The organism is Streptomyces sp., from assembly GCF_036566765.1.
Lineage (GTDB): Bacteria > Actinomycetota > Actinomycetes > Streptomycetales > Streptomycetaceae > Streptomyces.
Genome location: NZ_DATCVQ010000591.1, coordinates 1 through 22,148, shown reverse-complemented (window position 1 = coordinate 22,148; position 22,148 = coordinate 1). Strand labels below are relative to the sequence as shown.

The following is a 22,148-nucleotide window of genomic DNA, read 5'->3' as shown; positions in this document are numbered from 1 at the left end:
CCCTACGCGCCCTCCTTCAGCACCATCCGGATCAGCTCCCGCTGCTCGTGCGTCACGTGCGGGTCCCGGCAGCTCACCGACCGCCCGTCGACCGTGATCTCGTAGCTGAAGCCGTCCGGGACCACGGACTCCGTGGTCCCTTCGCGGTGCGGGACGAGGGCGCGGTTGGCCAGGGCCTCCCACTGCGTGGCGTCGGGCCGTCCCGAGGTGTCCACCTCGGCGTATCGCTCGATGCCCGCGAACCCGCCCGTGCGACGTACCTGGATGCGCATGGGTTACTCGGTACCCACTCCCACCTGCGACCACGCCTTCACCACGGCCTCGTGCTCCGCGCCCTGGCCGTACCGGTCGGCGGCGGCCGCGACCGTCGCCTTGGCGAAGTCCTTGAACTTCGCGTCGGACTCCAGGACGCCGCCGGTCAGCACGTCGAACCAGATCTGCCCGGCCCGCTCCCAGGCGTTGCCGCCGAGCGCGGTGGCCAGCAGGTAGAAGGCGTGGTTCGGGATGCCGGAGTTGATGTGCACCCCGCCGTTGTCCCGGCCGGTGGTCACGTAGTCGTCCATCGTCGCCGGCTGGGGGTCCTTGCCGAGGACGTCGTCGTCGTACGCGGTGCCCGGGGCCTTCATGGAGCGCAGCGCGACGCCCTGGACGTTCTCGTGCAGCAGGCCCGCCCCGATCAGCCAGTCGGCCTGCTCGGCGTTCTGGCCGAGGGCGTACTGCTTGACCAGGGAGCCGAACACGTCCGAGACGGACTCGTTGAGCGCGCCCGGCTGGCCGTAGTAGGTCAGGTTGGCGGTGTACTGGGTGAAGCCGTGGGCGAGCTCGTGGCCGATGACGTCGACCGGCAGGGTGAAGTCGAGGAAGATCTCCCCGTCCCCGTCGCCGAACACCATCTGCTCGCCGTCCCAGAAGGCGTTGCCGTAGTTCTCGTCGTAGTGGACGGTCGCGACCAGCGGCAGCCCGGCGCCGTCGATCGAGTCGCGCCCGTAGGCGGCCTTGAACAGCTCGAAGGTCGCGCCGAGCCCGCCGTACGCGCGGTTGACGGTGGCGTCCTGAGTGGCGTCGTCGCCCTCGCCGCGGACCAGCGTGCCCGGCAGCTTCGTGCCGTGCTCGGCGTCGTGGATGCTGCGGTTCGGGACGCCGGCCTCCGCTCCGGCGGCCATGGACCGAGCGCCCAGGACGGTGGTCAGGCCACGCTGCTGGCGGAGCGCGGAGTCGGCGATGAGGGTGCGGCGCGCGGCCGCGGAGACCGCCGCGTTCTCGGCCCGGGCGAGCCGGTCGAGCAGGTGCGGCGGCACGATCGTGCAGAAGACGGGGTGCACTCGGTGAAGGGAATCCATGCTCCGGAGCGTGGCACTACGTCACTGAAGTGTCACTACCTGCGAGCGTGATTGGCGAAATGGAGTGATGAGCCACATTTCGGCCTTGACTCCGACGCCGTCCCGCATACTGAAACGAGACGTCCGCCTCCAGCGGGCCTCGGCTATGGTTCTCCACATCATGCGTTTCGGGCTGCTTCTCCTTAGCTGCCGCGGCGAGGGCCTGTAGTCGTAGGCCGACCCCCTCCCCGCGGGACCTGGTGTTGCGTTCGACAGTCGGCCGTCCCTCCCGTAGGACCCGAGGAGCCCAACGCAAATGTCCCAGTCTCCGTTCGTCAGCCGTCCGACGCCTGTCACCACCGCGACGCAGCTGCAGAAGCCGTCCGGAATGCCCATTCACAAGTACGGGCAGTACGAGGCCGTCGAGATCCCCGACCGCACCTGGCCCGATCAGCGCATCACCAAGGCGCCGCGCTGGCTGTCCACGGATCTGCGCGACGGCAACCAGGCCCTGATCGACCCGATGAGCCCGGCTCGCAAGCGCGAGATGTTCGACCTGCTGGTACGCATGGGCTACAAGGAGATCGAGGTCGGCTTCCCGTCCTCCGGCGACACCGACTTCGCCTTCGTCCGCTCCATCATCGAAGAGGGTGCGATCCCGGACGACGTCACCATCTCCGTGCTGACGCAGGCCCGTGAGGACCTGATCGAGCGGACCGTGGAGTCCCTGGTCGGCGCCAAGCGCGCCACCGTGCACCTGTACAACGCCACCGCGCCCACCTTCCGCCGGGTCGTCTTCCGCGGCTCGAAGGACGACATCAAGCAGATCGCGGTGGACGGCACCCGGCTGGTGATGGAGTACGCCGAGAAGCTGCTGGGCCCGGAGACGACCTTCGGCTACCAGTACAGCCCGGAGATCTTCACGGACACCGAGCTGGACTTCGCCCTGGAGGTCTGCGAGGCGGTCTGCGACGTCTGGCAGCCCGGCCCGGGCCGCGAGATCATCCTGAACCTGCCCGCCACGGTGGAGCGTTCGACGCCGTCCACGCACGCGGACCGCTTCGAGTGGATGTCCCGCAATCTGACCCGCCGCGAGCACGTCTGCCTGTCCGTGCACCCGCACAACGACCGCGGCACCGCGGTCGCGGCGGCCGAGCTGGCGATCATGGCCGGCGCGGACCGCATCGAGGGCTGCCTGTTCGGGCAGGGCGAGCGGACCGGCAACGTCGACCTGGTGACGCTGGGCATGAACCTGTTCTCGCAGGGCGTCGACCCGCAGATCGACTTCTCGCAGATCGACGAGATCCGCCGGACCAGCGAGTACTGCAACCAGATGGAAGTCCACCCGCGCCACCCCTACGCGGGCGACCTGGTCTACACCGCCTTCTCCGGCTCCCACCAGGACGCCATCAAGAAGGGCTTCGACGCCATGGAGGCCGACGCGGCCGCCCAGGGCAAGACTGTGGACGACATCGAGTGGGCGGTCCCGTACCTGCCGATCGACCCGAAGGACGTGGGCCGCTCCTACGAGGCCGTCATCCGGGTCAACTCGCAGTCCGGCAAGGGCGGAATCGCGTACGTCCTGAAGAACGACCACAAGCTGGACCTGCCGCGCCGGATGCAGATCGAGTTCTCGCGGATCATCCAGGCGAAGACGGACGCCGAGGGCGGCGAGGTCACGCCGAAGGAGATCTGGTCGGTCTTCCAGGACGAGTACCTGCCGAACCCCGGCAACGCTGCGGCTCGATGGGGCCGCATCCAGCTGCGCTCCGGTCAGACCACCTCCGACACGGACGGCACCGACACCCTGACCGTCGAGGCGGTCGTGGACGGCGCGGACACCGTGCTGAGCGGCTCCGGCAACGGTCCGATCTCGGCCTTCTTCGCCGCGCTGCAGTCGATCGGCGTGGACGCCCGACTGCTGGACTACCAGGAGCACACGATGAGCGAGGGCGCGTCCGCGCAGGCCGCTTCGTACATCGAGTGCGCCATCGACGGCAAGGTCCTGTGGGGCATCGGCATCGACGCCAACACCACGCGTGCCTCGCTGAAGGCGGTCATCTCGGCGGTCAACCGCTCCGCGCGCTGACGCCCCGGGAGTGCCCCGCGTCCTTCGTACGAGGGACGCGGGGCACTCCCTTTTCCGTGCACGGCCCATGGCGTGTCTCGGCCATCTCGGTGGCGAACTGATGACGGGGTGCTGACGCCACATCACGGATGTGGCTAACATCACGCTCACCCAGCAACGTTGCTGCAACACGACGGAGGTGCGGCGTGCGCTCACTTCGAGGTGGCGAGGGGCGAAAAGTGCGCGTCTGCGGCATTCGCACCTCGTGGAACACGGTGGGGGACGGCGAGTTCTTCTGCCCCGACTGCGGCGGTGACCGCAACTACCGTCGCCGTACGGGCCGTCGGCGCTTCGCGGTCCTCGGCGTCCCGTTGCTGCCGCGAGGCTTCGCCGGGCCGGTCATCGAATGCGCGGCCTGCCAGAACCACTTCGGCACCGACGCCCTCGACCACCCCACGACCTCCCGGTTCGCCGCGATGCTGCGGGACGCGGTGCACACCGTCGCGCTCGCCGTCCTCGCGGCCGGCGGCACCTCCTCGCGCACGGCCGTGGACACGGCGGTCGTCGCGGTCCGCGCCGCCGGGTTCGACGGCTGTACGGCCGTCCAGCTGACCGATCTCGTCGAGGCCCTCGCCGCCGACACCGGCCGGTTCATCCCGGACGCCGGGCCGTGCGGGGCGGCGCTCGCCATCGAGCTGCACGAGGCGCTGGAGCCGCTCTCCCCGCACCTCGCCCCGGCCGGGCGGGAGTCGATCCTGCTCCAGGGCGCGCGGATCGCGCTCGCGGACGGCGCGTACACGGTGTCCGAGCGGGACGTGCTGACCACCGTCGGCAATGCGCTGTCGCTCGGCGCGGACGACACGGCCCGGCTGATGGCGGAGGCACGGACGCCGCTGTAGCTCCCCGCGGCCCCGTCCACCCCGCCCTACTCCCCGGGGAGTAGTCGCTGCCCTCCCACGCCCCCGGTGGTACCGCCCATCTCCGTCACTGGTCCGACGTTTCCGGCCGCCCCCGCCGGGACTCTGGGATCGACGCATCGGGCGATACGGAGGGAGGGCCGTCATGGGGGCCCCGAACAGGACGATCGAGGAACGCAGGGGGCGGCGCGCGGTCCCCTGGGGGCTGCTGGCCCTGTGGGTGATCGTGATCGCGCTCGCCGCGCCGTTCGCCGGCAAGCTCGGCGACGTCGAGAAGAACCGCCCCGTCGACTACCTGCCGAGCAGCGCCGACTCCACCCAGGTCGCTGTGATCGCCGAGCAGCTGCCCGGCGGCGAGTCGACCGACCTCGTGCTCGTCTACCGCCGCGACGGCGGACTCACCGCCGCGGACCGGGCGGACGCCGCCCGCGAGGTGGCCGAGGTCGCCGCCGCGCACCCGCTGACCGCCGCCCCGCGGCCGGTGCCGTCCAAGGACGGCACGACGCTGATGTACGCGCTGTCCAGCACCGAGCCCGGCACCGACGAGGAGGCCCGCGACGCGCTCGTGAAGGACGTCCGGGAGACCGTCACCGCCGAGGTCGGCGGCCCCGGGGCGCTCGCCACGGACGCGGGCGAGGTCTACGGCTCCCTCGACGGGCCGCTGCTGTACACGACCGTCGCGGTCGTCGCGATCCTGCTCGTGCTGATCTACCGCAGCCCCTTCCTGTGGCTGGTGCCGCTGATCGTCGCCGGCGTCGCGAACTTCCTCTCGAGGGCCGTCACCTACGCCCTCCACCAGGGCTTCGACATCTCCGTCTCGGGCCAGAGCACGGGCGTCATGACGATCCTGGTCTTCGGCGCCGGCACGGACTACGCGCTGCTGCTCGTCGCCCGCTACCGCGAGGAACTGCGCCGCACCCCCCGCCCGTACGACGCCATGGTCACCGCCGTGCGCGGCTGCGGCCCGGCCGTCCTCGCCTCCGCCGGCACGGTCACCGTCGGCATGTTCTGCCTGCTCGCCGCCGACATGAACAGCATGCGGGGCATGGGCCCGACGGCCGCCGTCGGCGTGCTGTGCGCGCTGGCCGCCATGATGACGCTGCTGCCCGCGCTCCTCGTGGTCCTCGGCCGCCGGGTGTTCTGGCCGCTGGTCCCGGCGTACGGCAGCGAGCCGAAGGCCCCGCGCCGCTCGCTGTTCGTCGCCATGGGCGGCTCCGCGGGCCGCCGCCCCGTCGCGGTCCTGGTCGCCGGAGCCGCCGCGCTGGCGGCGCTCGCGCTCGGCACGTTCAACCTGCCCGGTGCGCTGAAGCAACAGGATTCCTTCACCACCACCCCGGAGTCGATCTCCGCGATGGAGACGCTGGCCGCCGCGTACCCGGAGCGGGGCAGCCAGCCGATCACCGTCATCGCCCGGACCCCGGTCGCGGACAAGGCCCTGCGGACGGCCCGCGCCGCCGACGGGGTGCTGACCGCCGAGCGCGGCCGCAGCGGCGGCGGCTGGACGGAGATCTCCGTCATCGCCGGGTCCGCGCCGCAGACGGCCGGTGAGACGGCCACCATCAAGGACCTGCGGGCGGACCTCGGCGCGGTCGCGTTCGTCGGCGGCCCGAGCGCCGAGCAACTCGACCTGGACGAGACCAGCGCCCGCGACCGGAACGTCGTCGTGCCGCTCGTCCTCGGCGCGGTCCTGATCGTCCTGATGCTGCTCCTGCGCAGCCTGGTCGCCCCGCTGATCCTGGTCGCCGCGGTCGTCGCCGTCTGGGGCGCGGCCCTCGGCATCGGCGGCCTGGTCTTCGAACCGCTCCTCGGCTTCGAGGGCACCGACCCCGGCCTGCCGCTGCTCTCCTTCGTCTTCCTCGTCGCCCTCGGCGTCGACTACGGCATCTTCCTGATGCACCGGATGCGCGAGGAGTGCCTGGACGGCACCGAGCCGCGGATCGCGGCGCTCACCGCGCTGCGCACCACCGGCGGGGTGATCGCCTCGGCCGGCCTCGTCCTCGCCGCCACCTTCGCCGTCCTCGTCAACATGCCGATGGTGCAACTGGCCGAGCTGGGCCTCGTGATCGCGATCGGCGTCCTGCTCGACACCTTCCTCGTCCGCACCTACCTCGTGACCGGCGCGAGCGTGCTGCTGAACCGGAAGGTGTGGTGGCCCGGCCCGCTGGCCCGCCGCCCCGCGGCCGCCCGGCCGGAACCCGACCGGACCCCCGCCGGGGTCTGAGCGACAGGCACAAGGGAGGGGGCTGTCAACAGCCCCCTCCCACAAGGAGGATGGCCCCATGTACCCCGCCGACATCGCCGCCGCCTTCACCCGTGACCCGCAGGCCGCGCCGTACCCGGTGCGCTGCGACGCCACGCTCGCCGCCTGCTTCGCCGTCGTCGCGGCCGCGCTCGCCCTGGCCGTCGACGACGGTCGGCAGCTGGACGCGCTCGGCTGGGCGCTCCTGCTCGCCCTGCACGTCCCGCTGGCCTGGCGGCGCAAGCGGCCCCTGGCCGTGATGCTGGTCGTGATCGCGCTCGTCGCGCCGTACCACGCGCTCGACTACATGCACCTGGCCCCGATCCCGGCCTCCATGACCGCGCTGTACACGGTCGCCGCGACCGGCCGGCCACTGCGCACGCTCGCCGTGGGCGGCCTCGTCACCTGCGTCACGCTCTCCATCCAGGTGTTCACCAACCCGCACGAGGTCGTCGAGGTGCTGCGGGTCTCCGGCTGGGTGATCGCGATGCTCGTGTTCGGCGCGAGCATCCGGCTCTACCGCCAACTGGTGGCGAGCGTGGTGGAGAAGGCCGAGCGGGAGGCAGAACGGAGGGTCGCCGAGGAGCGCTTGCGGATCGCCCGCGACCTGCACGACCTGCTCGCGCACACCATCACCCTGATCGGCGTGCAGACCTCCGTCGCCGCGCACGTCCTGGTCGCCGACCCCGACCGGCTTGACCGGGAGGCGCTGGCGAAGGCCCTCGACGGCATCGCGGACACCTGCCGGGAGGCCCGCTCCGAGGTCCGTACGACGCTGGACGTGCTGCGCGCCGACGGGCCCGCCCTCCAGGAGGGGCCGCTGCCCGACCTGGCCGGGCTGCCCGACCTGGTGCGCTCCGCGAAGGCCGACCTGACCGTGCGGACCGGGGACGCGAAGGTCCCGGCGGCGGTCGGCGCGGCCGCGTACCGGATCGTGCAGGAGTCGCTGACCAACGCGGTACGGCACGCGGGGCCGCAGACGGCGGTACGGGTGGACGTCGGCCTGTCCGAAGAGGCGCAGCCGCAGACGCTGACGGTACGGGTCGTCGACGACGGCGAGGCGCTCTGGGGGTCCCCCCACGCCCGCCAGGGCGTAGGGGGAGGTACAGGCGGGTCCGGTTACGGGATCCTCGGGATGCGGGAGCGGGCCCGGAGCGTGGGCGGCACACTGAGCGCGGGCCCGCGCACCGGTGGGGGCTTCGAGGTCACGGCGAGCCTGCCGCTCGACACGAGGGAAGTGATGGCGTGATCCGCGTCCTGCTGGCCGACGACCAGACGCTGGTCCGGGCGTCGTTCGCGATGCTGGTCGACTCCGCGCCCGACATGGAGGTCGTGGGCCAGGCGGGCACCGGCAAGGAGGCCGTGGAGCTGGCCCGTTCGGCCCGCGCGGACCTCGTCGTCATGGACATCCGGATGCCGGAGCTCGACGGCATCGAGGCGACCCGGCTGATCGCCGCCGACGACGACCTGGCCGGGGTGAAGGTGCTGGTCCTGACCACGTACGACACGGACGAGCACGTGGTGGAGGCGCTGCGCGCGGGCGCGTCGGGCTTCGTGGTGAAGGACATCCGCCCGGCGGAGCTGCTGGACGCGATCCGCACGGTGGCGGCGGGGGAGTCCCTGCTGTCGCCGGGACCGACGGCCCGGCTGATCTCCCGGGTCCTGGCGGCCCCGGACGGGCCGCCCACGGCGGGCGGCCCGGAGCAGCTGTCGGACCGGGAGCGCCAGGTCCTCGGGCTCGTCGCCCGGGGCCTGAACAACACGGAGATCGCGGAGAGCCTCGGCCTGAGCCCGCTCACCGCGAAGACCCATGTCAGCCGGATCATGGGCAAGCTGAGGGCGCGCGACCGGGCCCAACTCGTCGTCGTGGCGTACGAGTCGGGCCTGGTCCGGCCCGCCTGCTAGGGCCTGTCAGGGCCCTAGTTCTGTACGGCGTTGCTCGCGCGCAGCATGTCCTCGCGCTCGACGATCTTCACGCGCTCGCGGCCCTGCGGCTCGCCCAGTGCCTTCTCGGCGGCGTCCAGGGCGTACCAGCCCTCCCACGTGGTGTACGTGAGGCCCTTCTCCGTCAGGAACGCGACGACCGCGTCCTCCTCCGGGGAGGCGGGCGTGAGCAGCCGGCCGTTGGCGTGGTCGTCGAGCAGGTTGGCCACGGTCTCGTTGGCGTCGCCCTTGGTGTGTCCGATCAGGCCGACCGGGCCGCGCCGGATCCAGCCGGTGACGTACGTGGAGGCCATGGGCGCGTCGCCCTCCATCACGCGGCCGCCCTGGTCCGGGACGGTGCCGGTGACGGTGTCCCAGGGGAGCTTGGGCAGCTCGTCGGAGAGGTAGCCGACGGCGCGGTACACGGACTGGACGTCCCAGTCGGTGGTCTGGCCCGTCCCCTTCACGTTGCCGGTGCCGTCGAGCTCGGTGCGCTCGGTGCGCAGGCCGACGACCTTGCCGTCCTCGCCGAGGATCTCGACCGGGGACTCGAAGAAGTGCAGGAAGAGCTTGTGCGGGCGGTCGCCGACGTCGCGGATCGCCCAGTTCTCCAGGGTCTTGGCGACCATGTCGGTCTGCTTGTTCTTGCGCCGCTCGGCGATCGAGCCCTCGTCGTAGTCGATGTCCTCGGGGTTGACGATGACCTCGATGTTGGGGGAGTGGTCCAGCTCGCGCAGCTCCATCGGGCTGAACTTCGCCTGTGCCGGGCCGCGGCGGCCGAACACGTGGATCTCCACGGCCTTGTTGGCCTTCAGGCCGTCGTAGACGTTCGCCGGGATCTCGGTCGGCAGCAGCTCGTCCGCGGTCTTCGCGAGGATGCGGGCGATGTCGAGGGCCACGTTGCCCACGCCGAGGACGGCGACCTTCTCGGCCTCCAGCTCCCAGGTGCGCGGGACGTCCGGGTGGCCGTCGTACCAGGACGCGAAGTCGGCGGCGCCGAACGAGCCGTCCAGCTCGACGCCGGGGATCTTCAGCTCACGGTCGGCCATGGCGCCGGTGGAGAAGACCACGGCGTCGTAGAAGGCGCGCAGGTCGTCCAGGTTGATGTCCTTGCCGTAGTCGACGTTGCCGAAGAGCCGCACCTGCGGCTTGTCGAGCACCTGGTGCAGGGCGGTGATGATGCCCTTGATGCGCGGGTGGTCGGGGGCGACGCCGTACCGGATCAGACCGAAGGGGGCCGGCATCCGCTCGAAGATGTCGATCGACACACCCGGCTCGGTGGCGGCCTCGGACTTCAGCAGCGCATCGGCGGCGTAGATTCCGGCGGGGCCGGCGCCGACGATCGCGACCCGGAGGGGGCGGGGCATGTCTGGGTTCCCTTCGCAAGCGACGTGCCGACGAGATCACCGACACTTAGGTCACCCTAATTAACCGCTCGCGCGGAGCGGTACCCGCCCCCGGTCTATGGGGTCATAAGGCAGGCTTATGCCTTCCATAGGTACGCCTTGGCCTCTGGGTGCGACGCGCCCGCCGCACCCAGGGGCCAAGGGCTGCTACCACCAGCCGGTCTTGGTGGCGGCGGCGTTGCACCCGTGGCTGACGGTGAAGAGCAGGCAGGCCCGGAAGGCGACGGCGCTGGACGAGTGGGTCGCCTTGGCCGCCGTGTAGATCCGGCTGCTCACCGCGCGCGAGTAGGTGCAGTCGGCCTTGCGGTCGCCGTTCACGTCGACCTCGAACACGATGTTCAGGTCGCTGTACGCGGCGCGGGAGGCCTTGGCCCAGCCGTACTGCTTGCCGTTGTACCGGCCGGTCCGGATCTGCGCGGTGCCGGTCGAGCCGCTGGCCTCCTTGACGGTGGTCTGGCCGGTGGCGGCCGCCGGGTCGCTCAGGTACGCGAGGTCGCCGCAGGCGACCGCCGCGGTGACCTCGCCGCGCGGCGCGGCGCCGGCGGACCCGCTCGTGCCGGCGAGCAGCGTGCCCGCGAGCGCGAGCGCGGCCCCGGACGCGGCGAGTGTCTTGGTCGTGACCATTGATTCGTCCCCTCTGTCGAAACCTTCTGGCATCGACCACCTTCGCGGCGGAGAGGGGGCGGGAGTACCTCGGAGGACCGAGGGTCGCGCCGGTGCGGACTACCCGCCGAACGCGGGGAGGGCGAGTAGGTACGTCACGTAGGCGAGGAGCGCGGCGATGACGGCCATGGTCAGGAACACGGCCAGGTCGCCCGACCGGTCGCGCAACGTCTTGCAGGGCACCGCGTTCTTCGGCTTTCGCGGGTGGTAGGCGACCCGGACGGTGCCGTTCTGCTTGACCCCGCGGACGTGATGGGTCAGGCCGTCGGTGTCCGTGTACGCCAGGGTGGTCGTGCCGTGCCGGTAGACCTGCTTCGCATCCACGGTGATGCCGTAGCGGGGCAGGTACCAGTCCTCCCACATCACCGCGACTCCCACCCAGAAGAGGTATGTGGCTCCTGCGGCGGCCTGCCCGAGCAGCAGCGTCGCGATTCCGCGGCTCCAGCTCTCGTCGACCACACCGACGGCGACCGCGAGGACCGTCACCACGACGGCGAGGGTGTAGAACACCCCCTTGTCGCGGCCCACCAGACCGCTCCGCGCGTCGTCCTCGTCCTCCTCGTCGCCCCACTCGTCGGCGGACCTCAGGCTGCGGGTGACGACGAGCGTCGAGCCGTCGATCGTGGCCTCACCCTCGACGCGTTCGGGCAGTGCGGTGTTGACCACGTCGGCGAAGACGGCGGCGCCGGCCGCGCTCACGCCCTCGATCCGGTACACGACCGGCTCGGCCCCCGTCGGGGCCGTCAACTCGACCGCGACGTCTCGCCTTTCGGTGCGCACGCGCGCGATCGCCGCGAGCGGGATGCGTAGCTCGTCGTCCGGGCGACGCAGCACCAGGTCCTCGCCGTCGGCACGGAGTTCGGTGCCCCTGTCGCCTTGGAGGACGGGTATGGGCGAAGTGATCGACATGCGCGAGATCGTAAGGCGCGAAGTCCCTGTGAGTGAAGGGGATGTGGGGGTTTCGGGCGGGACCTGAGGTGTCGTACGGTCCGCCTGTGACTCTGGTGATTGCAGTGCTCGTGCTTTTCGTCGTCGCTTCCGCAGCCGTCTGCATCTTCGGCCTGATGCTGATGTCGGGCGAGGGGAGCGAGCTGAAGAGGGTGACGAAGCTGGCCGAATCCGGCATCGAGGTCGAGGCGAAGCTGGTGAGCCTGGTGCCGTTCGGCAACCGTCGTTACGCGTCCGCCACGTACGAGTTCCCGACGCCGGACGGCGGCACGGCCCGCCACAACAAGGGCGAGACGTTCGGCCCCGCGCTCGTGGTCGGCGACCCGTACCCACTCGTCCACGACCCCGAGAACGCGAAGAGCGTGCACATGGGGACGATGGCGACGGTCCGCAGGGAAGTCCGGTTCCGCCGGAGCTCTGTGCGGGGCGCGAAGCGGACCGCGCTCGTGTCCTTCGCGGCGGGCGTGCTCGCGACGGTGGGGCTGATCGTCAGCCCCTGACGCGCCATCGTCCCCCTCCGCTCGAAAGCGGAGGGGGACGATGCGTACTTCTGCTGCTGAGCTACTGCGCGTTCCGCCAAAGCTGGTTCGCCCCGGCGTTGCGGTCCCACATGATGAGCTGGGTACCCCAGGCCCCGGTGCCTCCCGGGACGTCGACCACGTGGCCGGAGATGTCGTTCTTGATGTAGTCAGGTCCCCACGAGTTGTCGAAGCTGAAGACCTGGTTCCACTTGTCGTTGCAGTGCCAGAGGATCAGCGTGGCGCCCAAGCGGGTGTCGTCGTGCCGGTCCAGGCACAGGCCGCTCGCGGCGTTGCGGATCGTCTGGCGTCCCCGGGAGTCGGTGCTCGAGTACCACCGCTGGTTCGAACCCCCGTTGCACCCCCACTGGATCACGGCGGCACCGGGCCCGGCGCTGCCGCTGCCGTCCATGCAGAGATCGTTCGCGACGCTGATGAGCTGCCCGCTGAACGGGGCCGCGGAGGCCGGCTGCGCCATCACGAGGCTGCTGCCGACCATCGCGAGGCTCGCGGTGGCCAGCGCCATCGTGCGTCTGGCCGTCTTGCTCGACTTGATCCTTGCGAACATGTTCCCCCCAATGAATGCACCAATGTCCTTGTAAGACACGGTTGTTGGTCAAGTCCGATCATAGATGACCATGATCGACATTGGGGGTTCCGGTTCCCGGCGGTCGCTACCTCTTGACGGAGTCGACGAAGACGGCCCAGGAGGCGGCGGGGAGGAGGAGGACGGGGCCGGCGGGGTTCTTGGAGTCCCGGACGGGGACGAGTCCGGTGAAGTCGTAGGAGACTTCGATGCAGTCGCCGCCGTTGCCATCGCTGAAGGAGCTCTTGAACCAACGGGCGTTGCTCAGGTCGTACTCGCGCATCGTCTGAAGTCCTCCGCCGCCGACTCGAGCATGGCCAGGGACGCCTCCGGCGACAGCGCGGCGGCCCTGAGCCGATCGTAGGCCGACTGTGCGCGCTTCACTACCGCTGGATCGTCCAGCAGATTCCCCGAATACACGGCTTCTGTATAGGCGGTTGGGGGCGCGTCGTCGAAGTTCATCAGCTTGAGCGTTCCCGTGGGGAGGGCGTATGCGCCGGCCGCGTACGGCAGCACCTGGAGCAGTACTCTGCGCCTCCGTACCAGCGTGGCGACACTGTCCAGCTGCGCCGCCGCGACGCCATGGCCGCCCACCGGCACCCGCAGGGCGTTCTCGTGGAGGATGACCCAGTACAGGGGCTTCACCGGGTTCTGCAGGATGTGCGCCCGCTCCATCCGCGCTATGACCTTCTCCTCGATGTACTCGTCTGAGGCGAAGGGATTCATCGCCAGGGTCACGGCCCTCGCATACTCCGGTGTCTGGAGTAGCCCCGGCACCATCGTGGGCGCGAACTCGCAGATCTCTGTCGCCAGCCCCTCCAGCTCTGCGGCGGCGGCGAAATAGTCTGCGTACCGGGACTTGTCGATCAGCTTCCTGCACAGCCGCTCGAAAAAGCCATCGGTTTGTAGCGCCTCGTCGATCCGCTGCGCCACATCCAGCTGCGGCTTCCTAATCGCCTGTTCGAACTGGCCGATGTATCCGCCCGAGACGAACACCCGTCTCCCCAGTTCCCCCTGCGTCATTCCGGCGAGTTCCCGTCGCCGTTTCAACTCCGCCCCGAAGAACTCCCACGCGTCCTGCCGCGAGGCTCTGGCCATGGATTAACTCCCCTGCCCTACGCGTTACTTGTAGCGCCCGTGAGTCTCCCGATTCTACGGAACCGGACCCACTCTGGGTGCGGTAAGCGGGAAATGGATTCGGGAAGGAACACCCGGTGCAGGAACAGAGCAAGAAGCGACCGTCGGAGTCCGTCAACGAGACGAAGGAGGTGATCGAGGAATTGCGGACGGCGCTGGAGCGCAACGGAATCGTGCTGCCCTCCCTCGGGCTGGACGCCCTGTTCCTCGCCGCCGCTTCCCCTCGGTCGCTCATCGAATTGGGGCGCATCACGGTGGACACGGCCCGAAAGCTGGCCGCCGTGCTGCCGGAGGAAGGGGGTCGGTGATGAAGGGCCTGCCCATCGGGGCGTACGTCGTCGAGATCCGTACCGGACGGGTCGGGACGATCATGGGGCATGTGGGGCCGTACCTCCAGCTGCGGCCGCTCGGAGGCGGCCGGGAGTGGGACTGCGAGCCGGACGGGGTGCGGATCGCGACCGCCGCCGAGCGGCTGCGCGCGGCCACCGCGCATGCCAACGCCCGCAGTCGGGGCGAAGTGCCCTGAACCCGCTTATACCGGGCCCGCTCGTGCCGTCGTATCGGTCCGGGCGGGCCCGGCCGTACGGGACAATGGGGCCATGAGTCTGTTCCGCGACGACGGCATCGTGCTGCGCACCCAGAAGCTGGGTGAAGCGGACCGCATCATCACGATCCTCACGCGCGGTCACGGCCGCGTACGCGCCGTCGCGCGCGGGGTGCGCCGTACGAAGTCGAAGTTCGGCGCACGCCTCGAACCGTTCTCCCATGTCGACGTCCAGTTCTTCGCGCGCGGCAGCGATCTTGTCGGGCGCGGGCTGCCGCTGTGCACGCAGAGTGAGACGATCGCCGCGTACGGTGGCGGGATCGTCACGGACTACGCGCGATACACCGCGGGCACGGCGATGCTGGAGACCGCCGAGCGGTTCACCGAGAACGAGGGCGAGCCGGCGGTGCAGCAGTACCTCCTGCTGGTCGGCGGGCTGCGGACGCTCGCCAACGGCGAGCACGCGCCGCATCTCGTCCTCGACGCCTTCCTTCTACGCTCCCTCGCCGTCAACGGCTATGCGCCCAGCTTCGGCGACTGCGCGAAGTGCGGCATCCACGGGCCGAACCGGTTCTTCTCGGTCGCGGCGGGCGGGGTCGTATGCGGTGACTGCCGGGTGCCGGGCAGCGTCGTACCCTCTCCGGAGGCCATCGGCCTGCTCAGCGCGCTGCTCACCGGCGACTGGGCGACGGCGGACGCGTGCGAGCCGCGTCACGTCAGGGAGGGCAGCGGACTCGTGTCCGCCTATCTGCACTGGCACCTGGAGCGCGGCCTGCGCTCCCTGCGTTACGTAGAGAAGAGCTAGGAGATCCATCGCCATGGCCATCGCACGACGCGGAATCCTCGGACGACAGCGCCGGGAGTACAAGGCGCCCGAGCCGCACCCGTCCGGCGCGCGCCCGCCGAAGCTCCCCGGCGAGCTGGTTCCGAACCACGTGGCCTGCGTCATGGACGGCAACGGCCGCTGGGCCAAGGAGCGCGGCCTGCCGCGCACCGAGGGGCACAAGGTCGGCGAGGGCGTCGTGCTCGACGTGCTCAAGGGCTGCCTGGAGATGGGCGTCAAGAACCTCTCCCTCTACGCCTTCTCCACCGAGAACTGGAAGCGCTCGCCGGAGGAGGTGCGCTTCCTGATGAACTTCAACCGGGACGTCATCCGCCGCCGCCGCGACGAGATGGACGAGCTGGGCATCCGGATCCGCTGGGTCGGCCGGATGCCGAAGATGTGGAAGTCGGTCGTCCAGGAGCTCCAGGTCGCTCAGGAGCAGACGAAGAACAACGACGCCATGACGCTGTACTTCTGCGTCAACTACGGCGGCCGGGCGGAGGTCGCGGACGCGGCGCAGGCGATCGCCCGGGACGTGGCCGCCGGCAAGCTCGACCCGGCGAAGGTCAACGAGAAGACCGTCCAGAAGTACCTGTACTACCCGGACATGCCGGATGTCGACCTGTTCCTGCGGCCCAGCGGCGAGCAGCGCACCTCGAACTACCTGATCTGGCAGAGCAGCTACGCCGAGATGGTCTTCCAGGACGTGCTGTGGCCGGACTTCGACCGGCGCGACCTGTGGCGGGCCTGCGTGGAGTACGCCTCGCGCGACCGCCGCTTCGGCGGCGTCGACCCGGCGGACATGGCCGTCCTCGAGAAGCGCTGACACAGACGCGAAACCTCTCACGGCGGGGAACCGTCACGCCACCCGAACAGGGTCGCTCGGCGTGACGGTTCCCTGCCGTCGTGCTCGGCTGTGACTGCCAGGCGACGCGACGGGCCTCGGTGCCCGAGTAGAGGAGCACGAACCCCCATGGCAGTCACAACGGACCCCACGTCACTCGACGGGCATGTCCAGGAGGCCCAGGTCTACGAGATCGAGGACCTGATCAGACCGTCCGAAGTGCAGCAGCTGACGGAGGCGGCGTCCACACCGCCCGAAGGGCCGGAACAGACGGCCCAGCTTCAGGCGAAGATCGCGCAGCTGGAAGCGCACATCGCGCTCAAGGACGCGACCGAACTCGCACCGCGACTGGTGCGCGGACGCTACCGCAGCGCCGGTGCGCAGCAGCAGCTGGAGCTGCGCGTCGACGTGGACGGCTTCAGGCCGACCATGCGGGTGAGCGGCGACTTCTTCCAGACCACCGGCGCCACCACCAGCTACGTCGGGTCTTTCATCGTCGAGGCGCCGACGATCACCTCCGAACCCGGGGTGGTCAAGATCGAAGGGCAGGGGAGGTTCAGCTTCCCCGTCGCGTCCAAGCACGTGCGCGTGACCATTCCGCGCGGGGCGGGGGGACCGCCCCAGCCGGGCATGGCGGTCGTCCGGTTCTCGGCGGGCGGCGCGGCCGCACCGACCGCGACGTTCCAGTGCTCGTTCATGTCACCGCACTTCCGCAGCATCCAGCTGGAGCAGGACTCCGTCGCCGGGACCGTTCCCTTCGTCTCGTACGACACCGGCTCGCTGCCGCAGCCCGCTACGAGCCCGGCGCGCGTCCTGAGCGTGACGAAGGCGTACGACGAGGCGGGCATCGAGGTGCAGACGGCCGGGATTCCCAGCGTCATCGACACCTCCGGCGCCGGAGCGGACGCCACGTGGGACGACGCCGAGCTGCACAACGCGATGGTCAACCACTTCAGCCTCTGGCGGGACGCCCCCCTGTGGCATCTGTGGATGCTGGTGGCCACCTCCTATGTGGACCCCACCGTCCGAGGGGTCATGTTCGACGGGTTCGGCGCCTTCCAGAGGCAGGGCAGCGCGGTCTTCCACAACAAGATCAAGGGTTCCGACCCGGCCAGCCAACGGGCACAGCTGCGGACCTACGTCCACGAGCTGGGCCACGCGTTCAACCTGCTGCACTCGTTCCAGAAGGACCTTGCCGTCCCGCCGCAGCCCCTGGGGCCCAATGGCGGTCTGGGCGACCTGTCGTGGATGAACTACGTGGACCGCTTCCGGCCCCCGCCGCCGGCGCCCGGCGGTCCCGCCGCCTACTGGGCCGCGTTCCCGTTCCAGTTCACCGAGAACGAGCTCATTCACCTGCGGCACGGCTTCCACCGCAACGTGGTCATGGGAGGGCAGCCGTTCGGAATCGGCGCCGGCGAGGTCGACGCGGACCTCTTCGGCGATCCCATGGCCGACAACTCGGGCCTCGCCCTGGAGCTGCGCTCCGAGAACGCCTTCCGGTTCGGACAGCCGGTCGTGGTCGAACTCAGGCTGTCCACCACCGACCAGCGCGGACGTACCACCCACGGGCGGCTGGACCCCAAGGACGGCCTCACCAGCATCGCCATCTGCGGCCCGTCCGGCGAGACGAGGGTCTACCGGCCGCCGATGACGCGCTGCGTGGAGACGGAGACCGAGGTCCGGCTGGACGCCGAGCGGCCCGCGATCTACGAGAGCTTCTACATCGGCTACGGCAAGGACGGCCTGTACTTCCAGCAGCCCGGCCGCTACCAGCTGCGCGCCCAGTACATCGCGTCGGACGGCTCCCGGGTGCTCTCCCAGGTCCACCAGGTGACGGTCCGCTCTCCCCGCACGGAAGAGGACGAGAGCGTCGCCGAGCTGATGATGGGCGACGAGCAGGGCATGCTCTTCCAGCTCCTCGGCTCCGACAGCGAGATGCTCGCCTCCGGGAACCAGGCTCTCGAGGAGGTGCTCGACCGGTACGCCGACCACCCGCTCGCCGTCTACCCGCAGCTGGTCAAGGGCGCCAACGCCTCCCGGGACTTCAAGTACCTCAGCGCGGACAAGAAGCTGACCACGAGGTCCGCCGACCCCAGCGAGAGCATCCGGCAACTGGACCGGGTCGTCGGCGCCACGCTGGCGGACCGGGGCGTCGACAACCTCACGCTGGGCTGGGCGATGAAACGCCGCGCCCTCATGGAGGCCAGGGCCGGCGACCCCGAGCGGGCCCGGCGGACGATGGACCAGATGGTCGAGACGTTCCGCGAGAGGACACACAGCCCCGCCGTGCTGCGGGACATCAGCGCGGAGGCGGAGCGGGTCAAGGAGGCGGTGACCCGCGAGAAGCGGTAGCGACGAGGACGGGCTCGCCCGCAGGGGCGAAGCCGACCGCATCGCTTTCGCCCGCGGGGGCGAAGCCGACCGCATCGCCCGCGAAATTGCCCGCGAACGAGACGTACCCCGCCGTGCCGGTGACTCCGGCGCGGCGGGGTACGTCTGTACGTCTGTACGTCTTCGGGTCCCGGTGCTCCGCCCGGTCAGCTCTTGGCCGCTGCCGCCGCACACTCCGCGCACGTGCCGAAGATCTCGACCGTGTGCGCCACGCTCACGTACCCGTGCTGGGCCGCGATCGTCTCCGCCCATTGCTCCACCGCCGGGCCCTCCACCTCGACGGCCTTGCCGCAGACGCGGCAGACCAGGTGGTGGTGGTGCTCGTCGCTGGAGCAGCGGCGGTAGACCGCCTCGCCGTCGCTGGTGCGCAGGACGTCGACCTCGCCGGCCTCCGCCAGCGACTGCAGCGTGCGGTAGACCGTGGTCAGGCCGACCGAGTCGCCGCGGTGCTTGAGCATGTCGTGCAGCTCCTGCGCGCTGCGGAACTCGTCCACCTCGTTCAGCGCCGCCGAAACGGCGGCCCGCTGCCGGGTAGACCGGCCGCGTACGGGGGGTCCTGCCGTCGCCACAGGTGCCTCCTCACAAGTCGAATGCCGCTGCCATTCTGCCAGGCGGCTAGACCGTGACGTCGTCCGTGGCCTTTCGCGTGGCCGGAACGGCCGCGTCGCACGCGGCTGCGGCGGCCTCGGCGGCCCGGGCGCGGCGGCGGGCGAGCGGGGCCGCGAGGGCGGTCAGGGCGACGAAGGCGCCGATCGCGTACAGCACGATCGTCGCGCCGGGGGACACGTCCTGGTAGTACGTCGTGATCGTGCCGGCGAGGGTGACGCCGGTGCCGATCAGCACGGAGATCACGAAGGTCGCGCGGAACGAGCGGGACAGCTGCTGGGCCGCGGCGACCGGGACCACCATGAGGGCGCTGACCAGCAGCAGGCCGACGACCCGCATCGCGACGGTGACGGTGACCGCGGCGGTGATCGCGATCAGCAGGTTCAGGAAGCGCACCGGCAGGCCGGTGACGCGGGCGAACTCCTCGTCCTGGCTGACCGCGAAGAGCTGGCGGCGCAGGCCCACGGTGACCAGGATCACGAAGGCGGCGAGCACCGCGATCGCGGTGACGTCCTCCTGCGAGACCGTCGACAGCGAGCCGAAGAGGTACGAGAGCAGGTTGGCGTTGGAGCCGCCGGCGAGGTCGATCAGCACGACGCCGCCCGCCATGCCGCCGTAGAACAGCAGGGCGAGCGCGATGTCGCCGCGGGTGCGGCCGTACGCCCGGATCAGCTCCATGACGACGGCGCCCGCGACGGAGACCAGCGTGGCCACCCAGACGGGGTTGGTCGACAGCAGGAAGCCGAGGCCGACGCCGGTCATGGCGACATGGCCGATGCCGTCCCCCATCAGCGCCTGGCGGCGCTGGACGAGGAAGATCCCGACGGCGGGCGCGGTGATGCCGACGAGCACGGCCGCGAGGAGCGCCCGCTGCATGAAGTCGGCCTGCAGGAATTCCATGATCAGCTCAGCAGTCCCGTGCGGAGCGGCTCGTCGGCCGCGTGCGGATGTACGTGGTCGTGGCCGGGCAGCGCGTGCTGGCCGACGGCCTTCGGGGGCGGTCCGTCGTGGACGACGCAGCCGTCGCGGAGCACGACGGCGCGGTCGATCAGGGGCTCCAGCGGGCCGAGCTCGTGCAGCACGAGGAGGACGGACGCGCCGCCGGCGACCTGCTCGCGCAGAGTGCCGGCGAGGATCTCCTGGCTGGCCAGGTCGACGCCGGCCATCGGCTCGTCCATGATCAGCAGCTCGGGCTCGGAGGCGAGCGCGCGGGCGATCAGCACGCGCTGGTGCTGGCCGCCGGAGAGGGCGGAGACGGAGTCCTTGGCGCGGTCGGCGAGGCCGACCAGCTCGATCGCCCGGTCGACGGCGGCCCGGTCGGCCTTGGTGAACAGGCCGAACCGGCGGCGGGACAGCCGTCCGGAGGCGACGACTTCGCGGATGGTCGCCGGGACGCCGCTGGCGGCGGTGGTGCGCTGGGGCACGTAACCGACCCGGGCCCAGTCGCGGAACCGCTTCAGCTCGGTGCCGAACAGTTCGACCGTGCCGCCGGTGAGCGGGACCTGGCCGATCACGGACCGGACGGCGGTCGACTTGCCGGAGCCGTTGGCGCCCAGCAGGGCGACGACCTCGCCGCGCCCGACGGTCAGGTCGACACCGCGCAGGACGGGGCGCGAGCCCAGCGCCGCTGTGGCTCCGCTGACGGATATGACGGGCGCGCTCACGGCTGCCTCCTGCTGCTGTGCGTGGCTCGGCTGTACGGGGCTCACTTCGCGCCGAGGGCCTTCTTCAGCGCGGTGAGGTTGGCCTGCATGACCTCGATGTAGTCATCGCCCTTGGACTTGTCCGTGATTCCCTCCAGCGGGTCCAGGACGTCGGTCTTCAGGCCGGTGTCCTTCGCGAGGGTCTTCGCGGTCTTGTCGCTGGCGAGGGTCTCGAAGAAGACGGTGGTGACCTTCTCCTGCCGCGCCTTGTCCTGGAGTTCCTTCATCCGGGCGGGGCTGGGCTCGGACTCGGGGTCGAGGCCCTGGATGCCCTCCTGGTCCAGGCCGTACCGCTCGGCGAGGTAGCCGAAGGCGGAGTGGGTGGTGATGAAGGTCTTGGTGGAGGTGTTCTTCAGACCCTGCGCGAAGGCGGTGTCCAGGTCGCCGAGCTGCTTCACCAGGGCGTCGGTGTTCTTCTGGTAGTCGGCGGCGTGGGCCGGGTCGGCCTTCTTGAGGGCCGCGCCGACGCCCTTGGCGACCTCGGCGTACTTCACCGGGTCGAGCCAGATGTGCGGGTCGGCGCCGGCCTCGGACTCGTGGCCGTGCTCGTCCTTGTGCTCGCCGTGCTCGTCCGCGTGGCCGGCGTGCTCCTCGGCGGACTCGCCGCCGTGGTCGTGGTCCTCGGCGGCGCCGTGGTCCTCGAGCTTGGTGAGCGTGGCGGCGTCGACGGTGTTCTTCACGCCGGCCTGCTGTATCGCCTCGTCGACGGCGGGCTGCACGCCCTTGAGGTAGAGGATGACGTCGGCGTCGCCGAGCTCGCCGATCTGCCGCGGCTTGAGCTCCAGGTCGTGCGGCTCGACGCCCGGCTTGGTGAGCGACTGGACGGCGACGCGGTCGCCGCCTATCCGCTCGGCCAGGAACTGCATGGGATAGAACGACGCCACCACGTCCAGCTTGCCGTCCGAGCCCTTGTCGGCGGCGTCGGAGGAGCCGCCACAGGCGGAGAGGGTGACGAGACCGAGCGCGACGGCTCCGGTGAGGGCGGTGGCGGGTATGAGGCGGCGTACGTTCATGACAGTCATTTTCAACAAAACTGGAAACGATTGTCAACAAAGCATCTCAGTGGCCTGGGCCACCTACCGATTTGATCCGAGGGGTGCGCGCGCCGGTAATCTGAGGCATTCGCCTCGCCCGTCGTCGTAATGAAGAGAGCACCGTGGCCGCCGACAAGATCGACACCATCGTCAGCCTGAGCAAGCGCCGTGGCTTCGTCTACCCGTGCAGCGAGATCTACGGTGGCCAGCGTGCCGCCTGGGACTACGGACCGCTGGGTGTCGAGCTCAAGGAGAACATCAAGCGCCAGTGGTGGCGTTACATGGTCACCGCGCGCGAGGACGTCGTCGGCATCGACTCGTCCGTGATCCTGGCCACCGAGGTCTGGGAGGCCTCCGGCCACGTCGCGACCTTCACGGACCCGCTGACCGAGTGCACCTCCTGCCACAAGCGCTACCGCGCCGACCACCTGGAGGAGGCGTACGAGGAGAAGCACGGCCGCCTCCCCGAGAACGGCCTC

Annotated in this window: 23 protein-coding genes and 1 pseudogene; 12 read left to right on the top strand and 12 right to left on the bottom strand. The window is 70.4% G+C overall.

Annotation, left to right across the window (positions count from 1 at the left end; genetic code table 11):
- Positions 1-2: 2 nt before the first annotated feature.
- Entirely contained in the window at positions 3-272 is a 270-nt protein-coding gene (locus VIU94_RS34260; RefSeq protein WP_331917635.1) for a protealysin inhibitor emfourin, read from the bottom strand.
- 3 nt (positions 273-275) lie between these two features.
- The gene (locus VIU94_RS34255; protein ID WP_331917633.1) at positions 276-1,340 is read right to left on the bottom strand and encodes a M4 family metallopeptidase; all 1,065 of its coding nucleotides are present in this window, start codon (positions 1,338-1,340) and stop codon (positions 276-278) included.
- A gap of 295 nt (positions 1,341-1,635) precedes the next feature.
- On the opposite strand from VIU94_RS34255, the gene leuA reads away from it, so the two are divergent.
- The 5 genes from leuA to VIU94_RS34230 all read left to right on the top strand — a co-directional run bounded on the left by leuA (position 1,636) and on the right by VIU94_RS34230 (position 8,448).
- The gene (leuA, locus tag VIU94_RS34250) at positions 1,636-3,408 is read left to right on the top strand and encodes a 2-isopropylmalate synthase (RefSeq protein WP_331917631.1); all 1,773 of its coding nucleotides are present in this window, start codon (positions 1,636-1,638) and stop codon (positions 3,406-3,408) included.
- Between the two features lie 185 nt (positions 3,409-3,593).
- Positions 3,594-4,286 (top strand): TerB family tellurite resistance protein, encoded by a 693-nt coding sequence (locus VIU94_RS34245; RefSeq protein ID WP_331917629.1) that lies wholly within the window; start codon positions 3,594-3,596, stop codon positions 4,284-4,286.
- Positions 4,287-4,449: 163 nt separating this feature from the next.
- Complete coding sequence (locus tag VIU94_RS34240) at positions 4,450-6,525, top strand: MMPL family transporter (protein ID WP_331917627.1); 2,076 nt, start codon at positions 4,450-4,452, stop codon at positions 6,523-6,525.
- 58 nt (positions 6,526-6,583) lie between these two features.
- The gene (locus tag VIU94_RS34235; RefSeq protein WP_331917625.1) at positions 6,584-7,792 is read left to right on the top strand and encodes a sensor histidine kinase; all 1,209 of its coding nucleotides are present in this window, start codon (positions 6,584-6,586) and stop codon (positions 7,790-7,792) included.
- The gene (locus VIU94_RS34230; protein WP_331917623.1) at positions 7,789-8,448 is read left to right on the top strand and encodes a response regulator transcription factor; all 660 of its coding nucleotides are present in this window, start codon (positions 7,789-7,791) and stop codon (positions 8,446-8,448) included. The genes VIU94_RS34235 and VIU94_RS34230 overlap by 4 nt, the downstream gene beginning before the upstream one ends.
- Positions 8,449-8,462: 14 nt before the next feature.
- On the opposite strand, the gene VIU94_RS34225 is transcribed toward VIU94_RS34230, so the two are convergent.
- From VIU94_RS34225 to VIU94_RS34215, 3 genes are all read right to left on the bottom strand, one after another.
- Complete coding sequence (locus VIU94_RS34225; RefSeq protein ID WP_331917621.1) at positions 8,463-9,833, bottom strand: FAD-dependent oxidoreductase; 1,371 nt, start codon at positions 9,831-9,833, stop codon at positions 8,463-8,465.
- Positions 9,834-10,019: 186 nt separating this feature from the next.
- A complete protein-coding gene (locus tag VIU94_RS34220; protein ID WP_331917619.1) occupies positions 10,020-10,496 on the bottom strand; it encodes a hypothetical protein in 477 nt (158 codons plus the stop codon).
- A 99-nt stretch (positions 10,497-10,595) separates the two neighbouring features.
- Positions 10,596-11,444: a hypothetical protein gene (locus tag VIU94_RS34215; protein ID WP_331917617.1), complete on the bottom strand. Its 849-nt coding sequence runs from the start codon at positions 11,442-11,444 to the stop codon at positions 10,596-10,598.
- An 86-nt stretch (positions 11,445-11,530) separates the two neighbouring features.
- Between VIU94_RS34215 and VIU94_RS34210 the strand changes: the two genes are divergently transcribed.
- Positions 11,531-11,983: a DUF3592 domain-containing protein gene (locus tag VIU94_RS34210; RefSeq protein ID WP_331917615.1), complete on the top strand. Its 453-nt coding sequence runs from the start codon at positions 11,531-11,533 to the stop codon at positions 11,981-11,983.
- A 61-nt stretch (positions 11,984-12,044) separates the two neighbouring features.
- Here the strand turns inward: VIU94_RS34210 and VIU94_RS34205 are convergent, their stop codons facing one another.
- The 3 genes from VIU94_RS34205 to VIU94_RS34195 all read right to left on the bottom strand — a co-directional run bounded on the left by VIU94_RS34205 (position 12,045) and on the right by VIU94_RS34195 (position 13,685).
- Positions 12,045-12,569, bottom strand: a complete 525-nt coding sequence (locus VIU94_RS34205) for an RICIN domain-containing protein (protein WP_331917613.1) — start codon at positions 12,567-12,569, stop codon at positions 12,045-12,047.
- 106 nt (positions 12,570-12,675) lie between these two features.
- Complete coding sequence (locus tag VIU94_RS34200) at positions 12,676-12,870, bottom strand: DUF397 domain-containing protein (RefSeq protein WP_331917611.1); 195 nt, start codon at positions 12,868-12,870, stop codon at positions 12,676-12,678.
- Positions 12,852-13,685, bottom strand: coding sequence for a helix-turn-helix domain-containing protein (locus VIU94_RS34195; RefSeq protein WP_331917609.1), 834 nt, complete (start codon positions 13,683-13,685; stop codon positions 12,852-12,854). Before VIU94_RS34195 ends, VIU94_RS34200 begins: the two co-directional genes overlap by 19 nt.
- 116 nt (positions 13,686-13,801) lie before the next feature.
- On the opposite strand from VIU94_RS34195, the gene VIU94_RS34190 reads away from it, so the two are divergent.
- The 5 genes from VIU94_RS34190 (at position 13,802) to VIU94_RS34170 (ending at position 18,287) form a co-directional block, all read left to right on the top strand.
- Positions 13,802-14,032: a hypothetical protein gene (locus tag VIU94_RS34190; RefSeq protein ID WP_331917607.1), complete on the top strand. Its 231-nt coding sequence runs from the start codon at positions 13,802-13,804 to the stop codon at positions 14,030-14,032.
- The gene (locus VIU94_RS34185; protein WP_331917605.1) at positions 14,032-14,250 is read left to right on the top strand and encodes a hypothetical protein; all 219 of its coding nucleotides are present in this window, start codon (positions 14,032-14,034) and stop codon (positions 14,248-14,250) included. The genes VIU94_RS34190 and VIU94_RS34185 overlap by 1 nt, the downstream gene beginning before the upstream one ends.
- 73 nt (positions 14,251-14,323) lie before the next feature.
- Entirely contained in the window at positions 14,324-15,073 is a 750-nt protein-coding gene (recO, locus tag VIU94_RS34180; RefSeq protein WP_331917603.1) for a DNA repair protein RecO, read from the top strand.
- Between the two features lie 19 nt (positions 15,074-15,092).
- Positions 15,093-15,917, top strand: coding sequence for an isoprenyl transferase (locus VIU94_RS34175; RefSeq protein ID WP_331917689.1), 825 nt, complete (start codon positions 15,093-15,095; stop codon positions 15,915-15,917).
- A 147-nt stretch (positions 15,918-16,064) separates the two neighbouring features.
- Positions 16,065-18,287, top strand: coding sequence for a zinc metalloprotease (locus VIU94_RS34170; RefSeq protein ID WP_331917601.1), 2,223 nt, complete (start codon positions 16,065-16,067; stop codon positions 18,285-18,287).
- Between the two features lie 185 nt (positions 18,288-18,472).
- Here the strand turns inward: VIU94_RS34170 and VIU94_RS34165 are convergent, their stop codons facing one another.
- The 4 genes from VIU94_RS34165 to VIU94_RS34150 are packed head-to-tail and all read right to left on the bottom strand — an operon-like array spanning position 18,473 to position 21,648.
- Positions 18,473-18,895 (bottom strand): Fur family transcriptional regulator, encoded by a 423-nt coding sequence (locus VIU94_RS34165; RefSeq protein ID WP_331917599.1) that lies wholly within the window; start codon positions 18,893-18,895, stop codon positions 18,473-18,475.
- A 46-nt stretch (positions 18,896-18,941) separates the two neighbouring features.
- Complete coding sequence (locus VIU94_RS34160; protein WP_331917597.1) at positions 18,942-19,832, bottom strand: metal ABC transporter permease; 891 nt, start codon at positions 19,830-19,832, stop codon at positions 18,942-18,944.
- A gap of 2 nt (positions 19,833-19,834) precedes the next feature.
- Positions 19,835-20,641 carry a metal ABC transporter ATP-binding protein gene (locus VIU94_RS34155; RefSeq protein WP_414721058.1) on the bottom strand — a complete coding sequence of 269 codons (807 nt, stop codon included), beginning with the start codon at positions 20,639-20,641 and terminating at the stop codon, positions 19,835-19,837.
- Positions 20,638-21,648 (bottom strand): metal ABC transporter substrate-binding protein, encoded by a 1,011-nt coding sequence (locus VIU94_RS34150; protein ID WP_331917592.1) that lies wholly within the window; start codon positions 21,646-21,648, stop codon positions 20,638-20,640. The genes VIU94_RS34155 and VIU94_RS34150 overlap by 4 nt, the downstream gene beginning before the upstream one ends.
- A gap of 143 nt (positions 21,649-21,791) precedes the next feature.
- On the opposite strand from VIU94_RS34150, the pseudogene VIU94_RS34145 reads away from it, so the two are divergent.
- A pseudogene (locus VIU94_RS34145) lies at positions 21,792-22,148 on the top strand (glycine--tRNA ligase); the annotation flags it as partial.

Bases quoted from the DNA above. Each gene is read 5' to 3' on its own strand.
- VIU94_RS34260 (WP_331917635.1), bottom strand. From the start codon at position 272: ATGCGCATCCAGGTACGTCGCACGGGCGGGTTCGCGGGCATCGAGCGA.
- VIU94_RS34255 (WP_331917633.1), bottom strand. From the start codon at position 1,340: ATGGATTCCCTTCACCGAGTGCACCCCGTCTTCTGCACGATCGTGCCG.
- leuA (WP_331917631.1), top strand. From the start codon at position 1,636: ATGTCCCAGTCTCCGTTCGTCAGCCGTCCGACGCCTGTCACCACCGCG.
- VIU94_RS34240 (WP_331917627.1), top strand. From the start codon at position 4,450: ATGGGGGCCCCGAACAGGACGATCGAGGAACGCAGGGGGCGGCGCGCG.
- VIU94_RS34235 (WP_331917625.1), top strand. From the start codon at position 6,584: ATGTACCCCGCCGACATCGCCGCCGCCTTCACCCGTGACCCGCAGGCC.
- VIU94_RS34225 (WP_331917621.1), bottom strand. From the start codon at position 9,833: ATGCCCCGCCCCCTCCGGGTCGCGATCGTCGGCGCCGGCCCCGCCGGA.
- VIU94_RS34220 (WP_331917619.1), bottom strand. From the start codon at position 10,496: ATGGTCACGACCAAGACACTCGCCGCGTCCGGGGCCGCGCTCGCGCTC.
- VIU94_RS34215 (WP_331917617.1), bottom strand. From the start codon at position 11,444: ATGTCGATCACTTCGCCCATACCCGTCCTCCAAGGCGACAGGGGCACC.
- VIU94_RS34205 (WP_331917613.1), bottom strand. From the start codon at position 12,569: ATGTTCGCAAGGATCAAGTCGAGCAAGACGGCCAGACGCACGATGGCG.
- VIU94_RS34200 (WP_331917611.1), bottom strand. From the start codon at position 12,870: ATGCGCGAGTACGACCTGAGCAACGCCCGTTGGTTCAAGAGCTCCTTC.
- VIU94_RS34195 (WP_331917609.1), bottom strand. From the start codon at position 13,685: ATGGCCAGAGCCTCGCGGCAGGACGCGTGGGAGTTCTTCGGGGCGGAG.
- VIU94_RS34185 (WP_331917605.1), top strand. From the start codon at position 14,032: ATGAAGGGCCTGCCCATCGGGGCGTACGTCGTCGAGATCCGTACCGGA.
- recO (WP_331917603.1), top strand. From the start codon at position 14,324: ATGAGTCTGTTCCGCGACGACGGCATCGTGCTGCGCACCCAGAAGCTG.
- VIU94_RS34170 (WP_331917601.1), top strand. From the start codon at position 16,065: ATGGCAGTCACAACGGACCCCACGTCACTCGACGGGCATGTCCAGGAG.
- VIU94_RS34160 (WP_331917597.1), bottom strand. From the start codon at position 19,832: ATGGAATTCCTGCAGGCCGACTTCATGCAGCGGGCGCTCCTCGCGGCC.
- VIU94_RS34150 (WP_331917592.1), bottom strand. From the start codon at position 21,648: ATGAACGTACGCCGCCTCATACCCGCCACCGCCCTCACCGGAGCCGTC.